Annotated in this window: 11 protein-coding genes; 1 reads left to right on the forward strand and 10 read right to left on the reverse strand. The window is 65.4% G+C overall.

Features of this window, described 5'->3' with window-relative positions; all coding sequences use genetic code 11:
- Positions 1–46: 46 nt before the first annotated feature.
- Both GVY41_RS13650 and GVY41_RS13655 read right to left on the reverse strand, forming a co-directional pair.
- Entirely contained in the window at positions 47–466 is a 420-nt protein-coding gene (locus GVY41_RS13650; RefSeq protein ID WP_276208231.1) for an OsmC family protein, read from the reverse strand.
- Positions 467–634: 168 nt separating this feature from the next.
- Positions 635–2,005, reverse strand: a complete 1,371-nt coding sequence (locus tag GVY41_RS13655) for an esterase-like activity of phytase family protein (RefSeq protein ID WP_161347432.1) — start codon at positions 2,003–2,005, stop codon at positions 635–637.
- 295 nt (positions 2,006–2,300) lie between these two features.
- On the opposite strand from GVY41_RS13655, the gene GVY41_RS13660 reads away from it, so the two are divergent.
- Positions 2,301–3,944 (forward strand): DEAD/DEAH box helicase, encoded by a 1,644-nt coding sequence (locus tag GVY41_RS13660; protein ID WP_161347434.1) that lies wholly within the window; start codon positions 2,301–2,303, stop codon positions 3,942–3,944.
- Between the two features lie 273 nt (positions 3,945–4,217).
- On the opposite strand, the gene GVY41_RS13665 is transcribed toward GVY41_RS13660, so the two are convergent.
- The 8 genes from GVY41_RS13665 to GVY41_RS13700 form a co-directional block, all read right to left on the reverse strand.
- Complete coding sequence (locus tag GVY41_RS13665; protein WP_161347436.1) at positions 4,218–5,897, reverse strand: ribonuclease J; 1,680 nt, start codon at positions 5,895–5,897, stop codon at positions 4,218–4,220.
- The gene (locus GVY41_RS13670) at positions 5,894–6,673 is read right to left on the reverse strand and encodes a type III pantothenate kinase (RefSeq protein ID WP_161347438.1); all 780 of its coding nucleotides are present in this window, start codon (positions 6,671–6,673) and stop codon (positions 5,894–5,896) included. Before GVY41_RS13670 ends, GVY41_RS13665 begins: the two co-directional genes overlap by 4 nt.
- A gap of 27 nt (positions 6,674–6,700) precedes the next feature.
- The gene (locus GVY41_RS13675) at positions 6,701–7,483 is read right to left on the reverse strand and encodes a biotin--[acetyl-CoA-carboxylase] ligase (RefSeq protein WP_170301198.1); all 783 of its coding nucleotides are present in this window, start codon (positions 7,481–7,483) and stop codon (positions 6,701–6,703) included.
- A complete protein-coding gene (gene nuoN, locus GVY41_RS13680) occupies positions 7,473–8,915 on the reverse strand; it encodes an NADH-quinone oxidoreductase subunit NuoN (RefSeq protein ID WP_161347440.1) in 1,443 nt (480 codons plus the stop codon). Before nuoN ends, GVY41_RS13675 begins: the two co-directional genes overlap by 11 nt.
- 10 nt (positions 8,916–8,925) lie before the next feature.
- Positions 8,926–10,464: an NADH-quinone oxidoreductase subunit M gene (locus GVY41_RS13685; RefSeq protein WP_161347442.1), complete on the reverse strand. Its 1,539-nt coding sequence runs from the start codon at positions 10,462–10,464 to the stop codon at positions 8,926–8,928.
- Between the two features lie 15 nt (positions 10,465–10,479).
- Positions 10,480–12,600 (reverse strand): NADH-quinone oxidoreductase subunit L, encoded by a 2,121-nt coding sequence (nuoL, locus tag GVY41_RS13690; RefSeq protein ID WP_161347444.1) that lies wholly within the window; start codon positions 12,598–12,600, stop codon positions 10,480–10,482.
- Positions 12,601–12,607: 7 nt separating this feature from the next.
- Positions 12,608–12,913, reverse strand: a complete 306-nt coding sequence (gene nuoK / locus GVY41_RS13695; protein WP_066813201.1) for an NADH-quinone oxidoreductase subunit NuoK — start codon at positions 12,911–12,913, stop codon at positions 12,608–12,610.
- Between the two features lie 94 nt (positions 12,914–13,007).
- Positions 13,008–13,616, reverse strand: a complete 609-nt coding sequence (locus GVY41_RS13700) for an NADH-quinone oxidoreductase subunit J (protein WP_161347446.1) — start codon at positions 13,614–13,616, stop codon at positions 13,008–13,010.
- Position 13,617: the final 1 nt, after the last annotated feature.

Here is a 13,617-nt window from a genome sequence, read left to right on the forward strand (position 1 = left end):
ATGGCGCCGCCCGGTCCGGACGGCGCCGCGAAGACGCTGACCGACCTTAGCCGATTGTCGCCTCCATCGTCACCTCGGCATTGAACAGTTTCGACACCGGGCAGCCGGTCTTTGCTTTCTGTGCCACTTCCATCAGCACCGACTCCTCGGCATCTGCCACGATCTGCGTCACCAGATGGACGCCGGTGATCTCGAAGCCGTCACCCTTCTTCTCGATCGTCACTTTCGACGTGGTCTCGATCCGGCCTGGGGTGATGCCCTCGGCGCCCAGAAGGTTGGACAGCGCCATCGAGAAACAGGCGGCGTGGGCCGCGCCCAGAAGCTCTTCGGGGTTGGTGCCGGGCTGGCCTTCAAACCGGGTGTTGAAGCCGTAGGGCTGTGCGTTCAGCGCGCCGCTTTCGGTGGAAACGGTGCCCTTGCCCTCTTTGATGCTGCCGGTCCATTCGGCCGATCCGCTCTTGGTGATCTTCATGGGAAGTCCTTTCCTGTGGTTTGGCCCCCGGGCCCTCGCGGACCCGGCATCAAACACCTGAATTTTCTGGCGTCCGACCTGTCTTGGGTCTCGATGTCCACCAGACAACGCGGCAGGGGCGCCTCGGGTTGCATCCCCTGCCGCGACTGGGCCCCGCCGCCGTCAGCGGGCCGCCAGCAGCTCGGGCACCGACAGCAGCATCATCTCGTTATCCGCCGCGCCATCGAGCTGGCGGCCCGAGGAGAACGGCAGGTTGTTGTCATTGCCGACCAGGATATGGGTCTCATCGACCTTCATCACGTCCTCGATGGTGAAGAAGGGGAAGGTCATCTTGCCGGTCAGGTCGCGGGCGGAGGCGGTCTCGAGCCGGTTCTTGCCCTCGGGGTCGGCGATGTCCATCAGGTCGATATGGCCGATGCGGCGCACGAAGCCCTCCGCGTCCACGGTGGCGGTGTCGATCAGCACCACCCGCTTGAGCATCGCCGGCGCCGGGAAGCAATCCGGCATCGGCTCGCCCGCGCATTTCAGCGAGGGGTCGCCCTCGCCATTGTCGCGCTCGATCACCAGCGCGCGGGTCTCGTCGATGAAGTTGAAATCGCCGATGGCGGTCGCGCCCTCGGCCAGCGCGAACTTGAAGCTGTCGCCCGTCCACTCCGCCTTGGCCGGATCGAAGGCCAGCACCGTCAGGAAGTTGCCCTCCGGCGCGCCGTCCGCACCAAGCAGCGGCTTTTCCAGCATCGCCCACAGCAGGCCGGTGCCCGGCTGCAGCCCCATGCCCTCAAAGCCGCCCGAGCGCGCGACACGGTAGTCCTTGCCCGGCTGCGCGGGAACGGTGACGCCGGGGGTGTCGGGGCTCTTCAGCGGCTGGCCCTCCATCAGCGTCGGCACCACCTGCAGGATGCGCCCCTCGGTAGTGGCGCGGATCAGGTAGGGGCCGAACTCCTCGCCGATCCAGATATCGCCATCCACCAGCTGGATCGATTCCGGGTCGAAGTCGGCGCCGGTCAGGTAGCGCGCCTCGCTGGCTTCATAGGCGATGCGGAACGGCACCTTGCGGTCCGGGTCATGCAGGAACACGGTTTCCTTGACCGCGATCTTGCCGGTCTCGAAATCCGGGGCCATGCGCGAGAAGAACAGCAGCGCGTCGGGGCTGTTGCCCTTCGAGCCAAAGCCGTTGTCGGTCAGCACATAGATCGAGCCATCCTCGGCCGTCTCCATCGCAAAGCCCGACATGCCCTGCAGCGGCTGGCCGATGAAGGGAAGGGCAAGCCCGGTGGTGCGTTTGCCATGCATCCCGCCGGTATCGCCCATCACCGACATCGGCACGTCATTGCGGACGGGCCCGGTGAACTTGCCCGAGATCCAGGCATCTTGCGGCGCATCCGCCGGCGGCGCGATCAGGCTCAGCGCCGGCAGCACGGCATGGCCGGCGAGGGTTGCCGGGAACACGGTCTCGGGCTCCTGCGCGGCGGCTGGAAGGAAGGCCGCGCACAGCGCAGCAGAGCAGAGAAGGCGGGACAGGACAGTGGTCATCTGACGCTCCGAAACTGAAAGGGAAAGCGGAACCGGGCGCCGGAACCGGCGCGGGCCTGCCGACCTTGCGGCGGGCGCGTCACAGGCCCGCGGCGATTTCCTGAACTTCTTGCGACAGAACGGGGCTTAAACTGCCGTATAGATTGACCTTGCCGCCGATTTCAGCTAACGCGCCTGCATCCCTTGCCGGGGGAGGCCTGCCCATCGGGCAAGGACCACCGGCGGATCCTCGTTCGGGCGCCGGAACCATGCGCCCTTCACCCTTGCGGCCCGATGCCGCAATCTTAGGACGCATATGACCAAATTCTCTGATCTCGCGCTCGATCCCCGTGTTCTCCAGGCTGTCGCCGAAACCGGATACGAAACGCCGACCCCGATCCAGGCGCAGGCCATTCCGCATGCGCTCGAAGGCCGCGACGTGCTGGGGATTGCCCAGACCGGCACCGGCAAGACCGCCAGCTTCACGCTGCCGATGATCACCCTGCTGGGCCAGGGCCGGGCCCGGGCGAGGATGCCGCGTTCGCTGGTGCTGGCGCCGACGCGCGAGCTTGCAGCGCAGGTCGCGGAAAACTTCGACACCTATGCCAAGCACACCCGCCTGACCAAGGCGCTGCTGATCGGCGGCGTCAGCTTTGGCGAACAGGACAAGCTGATCGACCGCGGCGTCGACGTGCTGATCGCCACCCCGGGCCGGCTGCTGGACCATTTCGAGCGTGGCAAGCTGCTGCTGACTGGCGTGCAGATCATGGTGGTCGATGAGGCCGACCGGATGCTGGACATGGGCTTCATCCCCGATATCGAGCGCATCTTCCAGCTGACCCCCTTCACCCGTCAGACCCTGTTCTTCAGCGCCACGATGGCGCCGGAAATCGAGCGGATCACCAACACCTTCCTGCACTCGCCGGTCCGCGTCGAAGTCGCGCGCCAGGCCACCGCCGGGGAAAACATCACCCAGCGTCTGGTCGAGCTGCACCCGACCCGCCGCGACATGGGCCCCAAGCAAAAGCGCGAGCTGCTGCGCCGGATCATCGAGACCGAGGCCGAGGCCTGCACCAACGCGATCATCTTCTGCAACCGCAAGACAGAGGTCGATATCGTCGCCAAGTCGCTGAAGGCCTACGGCTTCGACGCGGCGCCGATCCATGGCGATCTGGAGCAGAGCCAGCGCACAAAGACGTTGGATGGCTTCCGCGATGGCACGCTGCGCTTCCTCGTCGCCTCGGACGTGGCCGCGCGCGGGCTGGATATTCCGGCCGTCAGCCATGTGTTCAACTTCGACGTTCCCAGCCATGCCGAGGACTATGTCCACCGCATCGGCCGCACGGGGCGCGCCGGGCGCAAGGGCACGGCCTATACGCTGTCGACCCCGTCGGACGAAAAGTACCTGGCGGCGATTGAATCGCTGCTGAAGATGCCGCTGCCGCGGGTGCCGGTGCCGGAAGGCTTCATCGCCAGCGAAACCGGCGAGCCGGATGCGCCCTCTGGCCGCAGCGGCAGCAGCCGGGGCGGAAGCCGCGGCGGGCGCGGTGCGCCGGCTGCCCGCGAAGACGACCGCAGCGGCGAGCGCGCCGAACGCAACGCCGGGCGCGACGGCGAACGTCGCACCCGCAAGCCGCGCAGCGAGGCTGCTCCGGTTGCCGAGGTGACGCAAGCCGTGCCGGCCGCGATGCCGACCGATGTGCAGGCTGCCCCCGAGGCCGCCCCGCGTGAGGTTGCCGCCGCCCCTGCCCCGCGCAACGAAGAGCCGCGCGAGACCCGCCAGGAACCCCGGCGCGAACCGCGCCGCGACGACCGGCGCGAGGATACTCGCCGCGAACCGCGCCGCGATGACCGCCGCGAGCGCAACGACGCTCCGGTGGTCGGCATGGGCGACCATGTGCCGGACTTCCTGCTGCGCGGCTTCAAGATGCCGGTGGCGCCGGATACGGCTGAAGGCTGACTTTTACCTGAACTCTGGGCAGAGCAATCCTTTGCCCGGAATCAAGGCGCTTTAGCGCCGCAGGGCAGCGCCCGTCCGCCCCCTCGGGCGGGCGCTTTCAACGGTAGCGCCCAGAACGCCGGTGGAGGGGGTTGAACCATAAACCGCTTAGAACTGGCGTTGCTCGCCCACCCGGCGGCCAGGCCCTGCCCTCTGACAGTGACTGATCCAGATAGGAAAAGGCCCCGGATCACTCCGGGGCCTTTCGCTTTTCGCATCATCGGTGCCGCAGGATCAGTCGGCCATCAGCCGGCTGATCACCACCGTCACTTCCGGCTTGCGGCCGATTTCCTCGACCGAGACCTGACGGATCAGCCGGCGGATCGCCTCGTCCATCTTGTCGTCGTTCTTCACGGTCTTGGTGTCGACCCGGTCCAGGAACTCCGCCAGATCGGCCTCGAGCGTGTCGGCCAGCGACTTGCCGTTGCGCCCCAGGGCGGGCAGGCCCATGATCTCGACCCAGGCATCGCCAAGCGGCACGTCATCCTCATCGACGATGATCGTCGCCAGCACATGCCCGTTCAGCGCCATGCGCAGACGGTCGCGCACCACGCCGTCCATCGCGCCGATCAGCACCGCGCCGTCCAGATAGATGCGGCCGGTCTCGATATATTCCACCACCTCGGGGCTCTTGCCGGTCAGGTTGACCATGGTGCCGTTGGTGGCGACCTCGGCGGCGATACCCTTGGCCAGCGCCAGCTTCACATGCTCACGCAGGTGCCGGTGCTCGCCATGCATCGGGATCAGCATGGTCGGTTTCATCAGGTCATGCACCGCTTCAAGATCGGGGCGGTTGGCATGGCCCGACACATGGTAGAGCCCGTTGTGATCGTCGATCACGTCGACGCCCATTTCGGAAAACGCATTCATGATGCGGATCACGCCGCGTTCATTGCCCGGGATGGTCTTGGACGAGAACAAGAAGGTGTCGCCCTCTTTCAGCGTCAGCCCCAGATAGCGGCCGCGCGACAGCTGGGCCGAGGCGGCGCGCCGCTCGCCCTGGCTGCCGGTCACGATCAGCATCAGGTTGTCGCGGCCGATCTGCGCCGCCTGTTCGGGCGTCACGATCGGCGGGAAGTCGGTCAGCACGCCGGTTTCCACCGCCGCCGTCAGCATCTTCTTCATCGCCCGGCCCAGCATGCAGACCGACCGGCCCGCAGCCTCGCCGGCCTCGGCCAGCGACTTCAGCCGCGCGACGTTGGACGCGAAGGTCGTCGCCACGACCATGCCCTTCGAATTCGCCACCAGATCGCGCAGCGGATCGGCCAGAACCGATTCCGACCGCCCCGGATGGTGCGAGAAGATGTTGGTGCTGTCGCACATCATCGCATGGACCGGACGCTCACGCGCGATATCATGCCATTCTTGCGGGCTGAAGGGCTCGCCCACGACCGGGTTGCCATCCAGCTTGAAGTCGCCGGTATGCACGATCCGGCCCGCCGGCGTGTCGATGATCAGCGCCGAGCTTTCGGGGATGGAATGGCTGACCGGCACGAACTGCACCTTGAACGGCCCCGCCTCCACCACATCCGGGCGCGGCGCCACGATGTGCAGCGCATCGGTCGGCACGTTGTGGTCTTCCAGCTTCAGCTTGGCGATGGCGGCAGTGAACTTGCGCGCATAGATCGGCGCCTTCAGCTTGGGCCACAGATGCCCCACCGCGCCGACATGGTCTTCATGCGCGTGGGTGATGAAGATCGCGTCCAGCCGGTCGGCGCGGGCGATCAGCCAGCTGAGGTCGGGCATGATCAGATCGACGCCGGGGCTGGTATCCATGTCGGGGAAGGTCACGCCCATGTCGACAAGGATCAGCCGCTCGCGCCCCTCTGGCCCGTAGCCATAGACATAGGCGTTCATGCCGATCTCTCCGGCGCCGCCGAGGGGCAGATAAATCAGCCGGTCCTTTTTGCTCATGCCGTCTCCAGTGCCGTGTTGTATTCATGTATGAGGACCAGCCCCTGCATCGTCAGGTCATCATCGACCGCGTCGAAGAGGTCAAACCCTTGTGCAAACAGCGGCGCGAGTCCGCCGGTCGCGATCACCCGCATCGGGCGTTCGCGTTCGATCCTTATCTGGCGCACGATGCCTTCCACAAGGCCGATATACCCCCAATAGACCCCTGATTGCATGCAGGCGATGGTGTTTGTGCCAATCGCCGACTGCGGGCGGGTCACATCGACGTGTGGCAAAGCAGCCGCCGCCATGTGCAGCGCCTCGAGGCTGAGGTTCACGCCGGGGGCGATGACGCCGCCGATATAGGCGCCGTCGATGTCCACCACGTCGAAGGTGGTCGCCGTGCCGAAATCCACCACGATCAGGTCGCCACCGAATTTGCCGAAGCCCGCGACGGTGTTGACCAGCCGGTCCGGACCGACGGTCGTGCCCTGATCGACCCGAGGGGCGACGGGCAGCGCACATTCCGGCTTGCCGACCACCAGCGGGCGGGTGTCGAAATAGCGGTTGCACAGCACCCGCAGGTTGAACACCACCCGCGGCACGGTCGAGGAGATGATGACCTTGGTGATCTCGGCATTGATCTTCTTCAGGCCCATCAGCGTCGACAGCCAGACGAAATACTCATCCGCCGTGCGCCGGTGATCGGTCGCGATGCGCCAGGTGTCGAGGAATCCCTCGCCATCCCAGATCGAGAACACCGTGTTGGTGTTGCCGCAGTCGATGCACAGCAGCATGTCGCCTCCCCCCAAGAGAACCCTGGCCTAGAAATACACATCCGCCGCGGGCACGGCGCGGCGCCCCTGCGCCGTTGCCAGCACCAACGCGCCAGTGTCGTCGATGGTCTCGAACCGGCCCTCGATAACTTCTGTCATCGTGCGGGCGGTGATGGTCTGGCCAATGCGCGCGGCGCGGGCCAGCCAGGCAGTGCGGATGGGGCCAAAGCCGAAGGTTGCCAGCTGCGCCTCGCACCGGGCGAAGGCCGCGGCGAGGTAGGTGAGAAACTCTTCGGGCGGCAGGGTCAGGCCGGTTTCGCCCGCCACCGAGACGGGGGGCGCGGTCACCGGGTCCAGCCCCGCGACATCGGGCGCGGCGGCCAGGTTCACGCCGATGCCGATGGCGAGGTGGCTGACCGCCCTGCCCCCGCCAAGGCTTTCCAGCAAGATCCCCGCGACCTTGCCGCCGTTCAGCAGCACGTCATTGGGCCATTTGATTGAGAGGTTGGCAGACGGGCCGACCACCGCGCCAAGCGCCTCGTGCAGCGCCAGCGCGGCGACGAAGCTGCGCAGCGCGGCGTCCTGCGCGGTGCCGGTGGGACGCATCAGCAGGGTGGCGGCGAAATTCCCGGGGGTATCTTGCCAGCTACGCCCGCGGCGGGCGCGGCCCGCGGTCTGGCGCAGCGCCAGGATCCAGGTCGGCTGCGTCAGGTGCGGGGCAAGGCGTGCCGCCTGAGCATTCGTGCTGTCGACCTCGGGCAGGACGTGGCGGGCCACGCCCTCGGGCCAGGCCCAGAGGTCAGCGGCCCGCGTGTCGGTGCTACCGGACAAGCGCTTCTGCCGCCAGCGTCGCGGCGCCTTCGATGCCGAACATGTTGACCACACCGATCACCATCGCCGCGGCAGAGCCGATCAGCAGCAACCACTGCACGGCGGGCATCCGCGTGTCCAGCACCTCGGTCTCGGTGCCGAAATACATGTAGAACACCAGTCGCAGGTAATAGAACGCACCGATGACCGAGGCGATGACACCCAGAACCGCCAGCCAGGTCATGCCCGCACCCACCGCCGCCATCAGCACGCCATACTTGGCGAAGAAGCCAAGCATCGGCGGCACGCCCGCAAGGCTGAACATCAGAATCAGCATCGCCATCGCCTTCGCCGGCTCGCGCCGCGAATAGAGGTTCAGGGCCGAGATATCGGTGACGGGCTGGCCATCGCGGCTCATCGACAGGATGAAGGCGAAGGTGCCGACGTTCATGGTGACGTAGATCGCCATATACAGCAGCATCGCCTGCACACCGGCAGCGGTGCCCGCAGCAAGGCCCATCATCGCAAAGCCCATATGGCCGATCGAGCTATAGGCCATCAGCCGCTTGATGTTGCGCTGGCCGATGGCGGCGATGGAGCCGAGGAACATCGAGGCGACCGCCAGCAGCGCCACGATCTGGGTCCAGTCGCCGACCACCGGGCCGAAGCCGTCATAGACCAGCCGCGCGAACAGGGCCATCGCCGCCACTTTCGGCGCGGTGGCGAAGAAGGCGGTGACCGGCGTCGGCGCGCCCTCATAGACATCGGGCGTCCACATGTGGAACGGCACGGCGGAAACCTTGAAGGCAAGGCCGGTGATCAGGAACACCATGCCGAACAGCAGCCCCAGCGGGATCTGCTCGGCCCCCTGCAGCGCCGCCACGATCCCGGTAAAGGAGGTGGTGCCGGCAAAGCCATAGGTCAGCGAGGCGCCATAGAGCAGCAGGCCCGAGGAGAGCGAGCCGAGCACGAAATACTTGAGGCCGGCCTCGGTCGATTTCGCGCTGTCGCGGCGGATCGAGGCGACGACGTAGAGCGCAAGGCTCTGCAATTCCAGCCCCATGTAGAGGCTCATCAGATCACCGGCCGAGACCATGATCATCATGCCGACGACCGACAGCGCGATCAGAACCGGGTATTCGAACCGCCCCATGTCGCGGCGTTCAAGGTAATCCTGGCTCATCGCCAGGACTGCGGCGGCCGACAGCAGCAGCGTCACCTTGGCAAAGCGCGCGAAGGCATCGTCGATGAACAGCCCGCCAAAGGCGCTGCGGCTGCCGCCGCTGCCAAAGCCGACCATGGCCGCGATCAGCAGCAGGGTTGCCACCGTGGCCCAGGTGATGGCGCCGGTCAGCTTGTCCTTGCCGCCGTAGACCCCCAGCAGCAGCACCGCCATGGCGTAGACGGCCAGCAGCACCTCGGGCAGGACGGTGGAGAAATCGGCAGAGGTCATGGTCCGGTCCTCAGTGGCTGGCCGCGACGCCCGCCACATCGGCGGGGATCGACGCATGGTAATCGGTAACAAGCGCGGTGACCGAGGGGCCGATGATATCGGTCACCAGCCTCGGATAGACGCCAAGCAGCAGGGTCATGGCGATCAGCGGGGCGAAGATCACCTTCTCGCGGCGGGTCATGTCGGTGATCGACTTCAGGCTTTCCTTGATCAGCTCGCCAAAAACCACCCGGCGATACAGCCACAGCGCATAGGCCGCCGACAGGATCACGCCCGAGGTGGCGACGGCGGCGACCCAGGTGTTGACTTGGAAGATGCCCACCAGCGTCAGGAACTCGCCCACGAAGCCCGAGGTGCCGGGAAGGCCGACGTTCGCCATGGTGAAGAACATGAAGATCAGCGCATAGGCCGGCATCTTGTTCACAAGGCCGCCATAGGCGTCGATCTCGCGGGTGTGCATCCGGTCATAGATCACGCCGACGCAGAGGAACAGCGCGCCCGAGATGAAGCCGTGGCTGATCATCTGGAAGATCGCGCCATCGACGCCCTGCTGGTTGGCCGCGAAGATGCCCATGGTGACATAGCCCATGTGCCCGACCGAGGAGTAGGCGATCAGCTTCTTCATGTCGGACTGCGCCAGCGCGACCAGCGACGCATAGACGATGGCAATTGCCGAAAGCCACAGCACGAAGGGTGCCAGCAGGTCCGACGCAATCGGGAACATCGGCAGGCTGAAGCGCAAGAAGCCATAGCCGCCCATCTTCAGCAGGATCGCCGCCAGCACGACCGAACCCGCGGTCGGCGCCTGAACGTGGGCATCGGGCAGCCAAGTATGCACCGGCCACATCGGCATCTTGACCGCGAAGCTGGCGAAGAAGGCCAGCCACAGCAGCGTCTGCATCCCGCCGAGGATCTGGAAGCCGAAGAGGCCAATGGTCTGCGAGGCGAAGTCATGGCGCAGCAGCGCGGCGATATCGGTGGTGCCAGCATCGACATACATCGCGATCATCGCCACCAGCATCAGCACCGAGCCGAGGAAGGTATACAGGAAGAACTTGAACGCGGCATAGATCCGGTCCTTGCCGCCCCAGATGCCGATGATCAGGAACATCGGGATCAGCCCGGCCTCGAAGTAGAGGTAGAACAGCACCAGATCCAGCGCGACGAACACCCCGATCATCAGCCCTTCCAGCACCAGGAAGGCGATCATGTATTCCTTGACCCGCGTCTCCACATTCCAGCAGGCGGCGATGGTCAGCGGCATCAGGAAGGTGGTCAGCATCACGAACAGCACCGAGATGCCATCGACGCCGACCTTGTAGCGCAGGCCCATGATCCAGGCGTGATCCTCGACGAACTGGAAGCCGGTATCGGCGGGGTCGAACCCGGCGATCAGGAAGATCGACACCAGGAACGTCACGCTCGTGGCGACCAGTGCCACCCATTTGGCGTTGGACTGCGCGGCCTTGTCCTCGCCCCGCAGGAAGACGGCAAGGATCAGCGCCGCGACCAGCGGGGTGAAGGTGATGATGGACAGCAGGTTTTCCATGTGTTCGCGCGCCCCCTATTCAGCGCCGCCCGAGAGCGTCATCCATGTGATCAGCACCGCGATGCCGATCACCATGGCGAACGCATAGTGGAAGAGATAGCCGGACTGCGCCCTCGCCGAGAGGCGGGTGAAGAACGGGATGATGCCAAGGGCCACGCCGTTGATCGACCCGTCGATCACGTCGCCGTCGCCGCGCTTCCACAAGAACCGGCCGAGCCATTTGGCGGGGCGCACGAACAGCACCTCGTAGATCTCGTCGAAGTACCACTTGTTGAGCAAGAAGCGGTAGAGCGCGGGTTGCAGCGCGGCCAGGCGGCCGGGCAGCGAGGGGTCGCGGATGTAGAACAGCCAGGCGGTGGCAAGGCCGATCACCATCGCCACGAAGGGCGAGACCTTGACCCAGACGGGCGAGTGGTGCGCGTCTTCCATGACGTGATTGTCGGGGTGCAGGTAGATCGCGCCAACCGGGTTGTGGGTCGCGGCGGCATGGTCGGCCGGGGCAACTTCGGTCGCAGCGGCGCCATCGGCCCCAGCCACCGGCGCGGCCTCGGCCGTCTCGGCTCCGGCGCCTTCGGCCGCGTGCTCGCCGCCCTCCGACGCTTCGGCGTGATGCGGCATCCCGAAGAAGGTGGCTACATCGTCATGGTCGCCGAAGAAGCTGTTATACCACAGCATCCCCGAGAAGACCGCGCCAAGCGCCAGCACCCCCAGCGGGATCAGCATGACCTTCGGGCTCTCATGCGCGTGGTCATAGGCATGATGGTCGCCCCGCGGCGTGCCCCAGAAGGTCAGGAACATCAGCCGCCAGGAATAGAACGAGGTGAACATCGCCGAGATCACCAGCAGCCAGAAGGCATAGCCCACGCCGCTCGCATAGGCGCTCTCGACAATCGCGTCCTTGGACAGGAAGCCGGCGAAACCGATATGGGTCAGCGGAATGCCCACCCCGGTGATCGCCAGCGTCCCGATCAGCATCGCATAGAAGGTCAGCGGGATCTTTTTGCGCAGCCCGCCATAGTTCCGCATGTCCTGTTCATGGTGCATCGCGTGGATCACCGAGCCGGCCCCAAGAAACAGCATCGCCTTGAAGAAGGCATGGGTCAGCAGGTGGAACATCGCGGCGCCGTAAACGCCCGCCCCTGCGGCCACGAACATGTATCCCAGCTGCGAGCAGGTCGAATAGGCGATCACGCGCTTGATGTCGTTCTGCACCAGGCCGACGGTCGCGGCAAAGAAGGCGGTGGTGGCACCGACATAGATGATCATCATCTTGGCATCGGGCGCAAATTCATACAGCGGCGACATCCGGCAGACCAGGAACACCCCGGCGGTGACCATCGTCGCGGCGTGGATCAGCGCCGACACCGGGGTCGGGCCTTCCATCGCGTCGGGCAGCCAGGTGTGCAGGCCAAGCTGCGCCGACTTGCCCATCGCGCCGATGAACAGCAGCACGCCGATCAGGTTGGCGGCGTTCCAGTCGGTCCACAGGAAATGCACCTGCGTTTCGGCCAGCATCGGCGCAGCAGCGAAGATGTCATCCATGCGGACCGAGTCCGTCAGGAAGAACAGCGCCACGATGCCAAGCGCAAAGCCGAAGTCGCCGACCCGGTTGACGATGAAGGCCTTCATCGCCGCGGCATTGGCCGAGGGTTTCTTGTAATAGAAGCCGATCAGCAGGTAGGAGGCGACGCCCACACCCTCCCAGCCGAAGAACATCTGCACCAGGTTGTCACTGGTCACCAGCATCAGCATGGCAAAGGTGAAGAACGACAGGTAGGCGAAGAAGCGCGCCTTGTAATGCTCGTGATGGCCCCAGTTGTCGTCATGGGCCATGTAGCCGAACGAATAGAGGTGCACGAGCGCCGAGACGGTGGTGACGACGATCAGCATGATCGCGGTCAGCCGGTCCATGCGGATCGACCATTCCGTCGCCAGCGTGCCCGACTGGATCCAGTCGAGGATGTGGATGTGCTGCGTGGTGCCGTCATGGCCCAGGAACACCACCCAGGACAGCAGGCAGGCCAGGAACAGCAGGCCCGTGCTCACCACCTGGGCGCCGGTTTCCGAGATCAGCCGCCAGCCGAAGCCCGCGATGAGAGAGCCCACGAGCGGGGCAAAGAGGATGATCGTTTCCATTTGCCCGTCAGCCTTTCATGACGTTGACGTCTTCCACGGCGATGGTGCCGCGGTTGCGGAAGAAGCAGACCAGGATCGCAAGGCCGATCGCCGCCTCGGCCGCCGCGACCGTCAGCACGAACATGGTGAACACCTGCCCTGCGAGATCGTTGAGGTGCGCCGAGAAGGCGACGAAGTTGATGTTCACGGCCAGCAGCATCAGCTCGATCGACATCAGGATGACGATCACGTTCTTCCGGTTCAGGAAAATGCCGAAGATGCCGATCACGAACAGCGCGGCGGCAACGCTCAGGTAATGTGTCAGTCCGATCATATTCGTCCCTCCGGGCCGTTGAGTCGCCCGCTATTCCGTCTGGTGCCGTAAGCCCGCGTCATCCTCGCGCGGTGCCGTATCAATCCCGTGTCGCCTAGAGCCCCTGCCCCGGCTTCACGTCGCGCAATTCCATCGCCTTGGCCGGATCGCGGTACATCTGCTGCAGCACGTCCTGCCGCTTGACGTTCTTGCGGTGGCGCAGCGTCAGCACGATCGCCCCGATCATCGCCACCAGCAGGATCAGCCCGGCGGTCTGGAACAGGAAGACGTATTTGTCATAGATCAGCATCCCGAGCGCGGCGGTATTCTGCACCCCGTCCGGCGTCGGCGCCACCCGCAGGCTTTCGGCCATCTCGGACGTCTGCCAGACGCCGAACACCATGCCCAGTTCCAGCAGGATGATCACGCCGACCAGCAGGCCCATCGGCATGTAGCGCGCCAGCTCGCCCTTCAGCTCGGCGAAGTCCACATCCAGCATCATGACGACGAAAAGGAACAGCACCGCGACCGCGCCGACATAGACGATGATCAGCAGCATCGCCACGAACTCGGCGCCCATCAGCACGAAGAGGCCGGCGGCCGACAGGAACGTCAGGATCAGCCACAGCACCGAATGCACCGGGTTGCGCGAGATCACGACCATCAGCCCCGCCACGACGGCGGTGATGGCGAAGAGGTAGAAGGAAAACTCGAAAACTGTCATT

It is taken from the genome of Frigidibacter albus (assembly GCF_009908165.1).
Classification (GTDB): domain Bacteria; phylum Pseudomonadota; class Alphaproteobacteria; order Rhodobacterales; family Rhodobacteraceae; genus Frigidibacter; species Frigidibacter albus.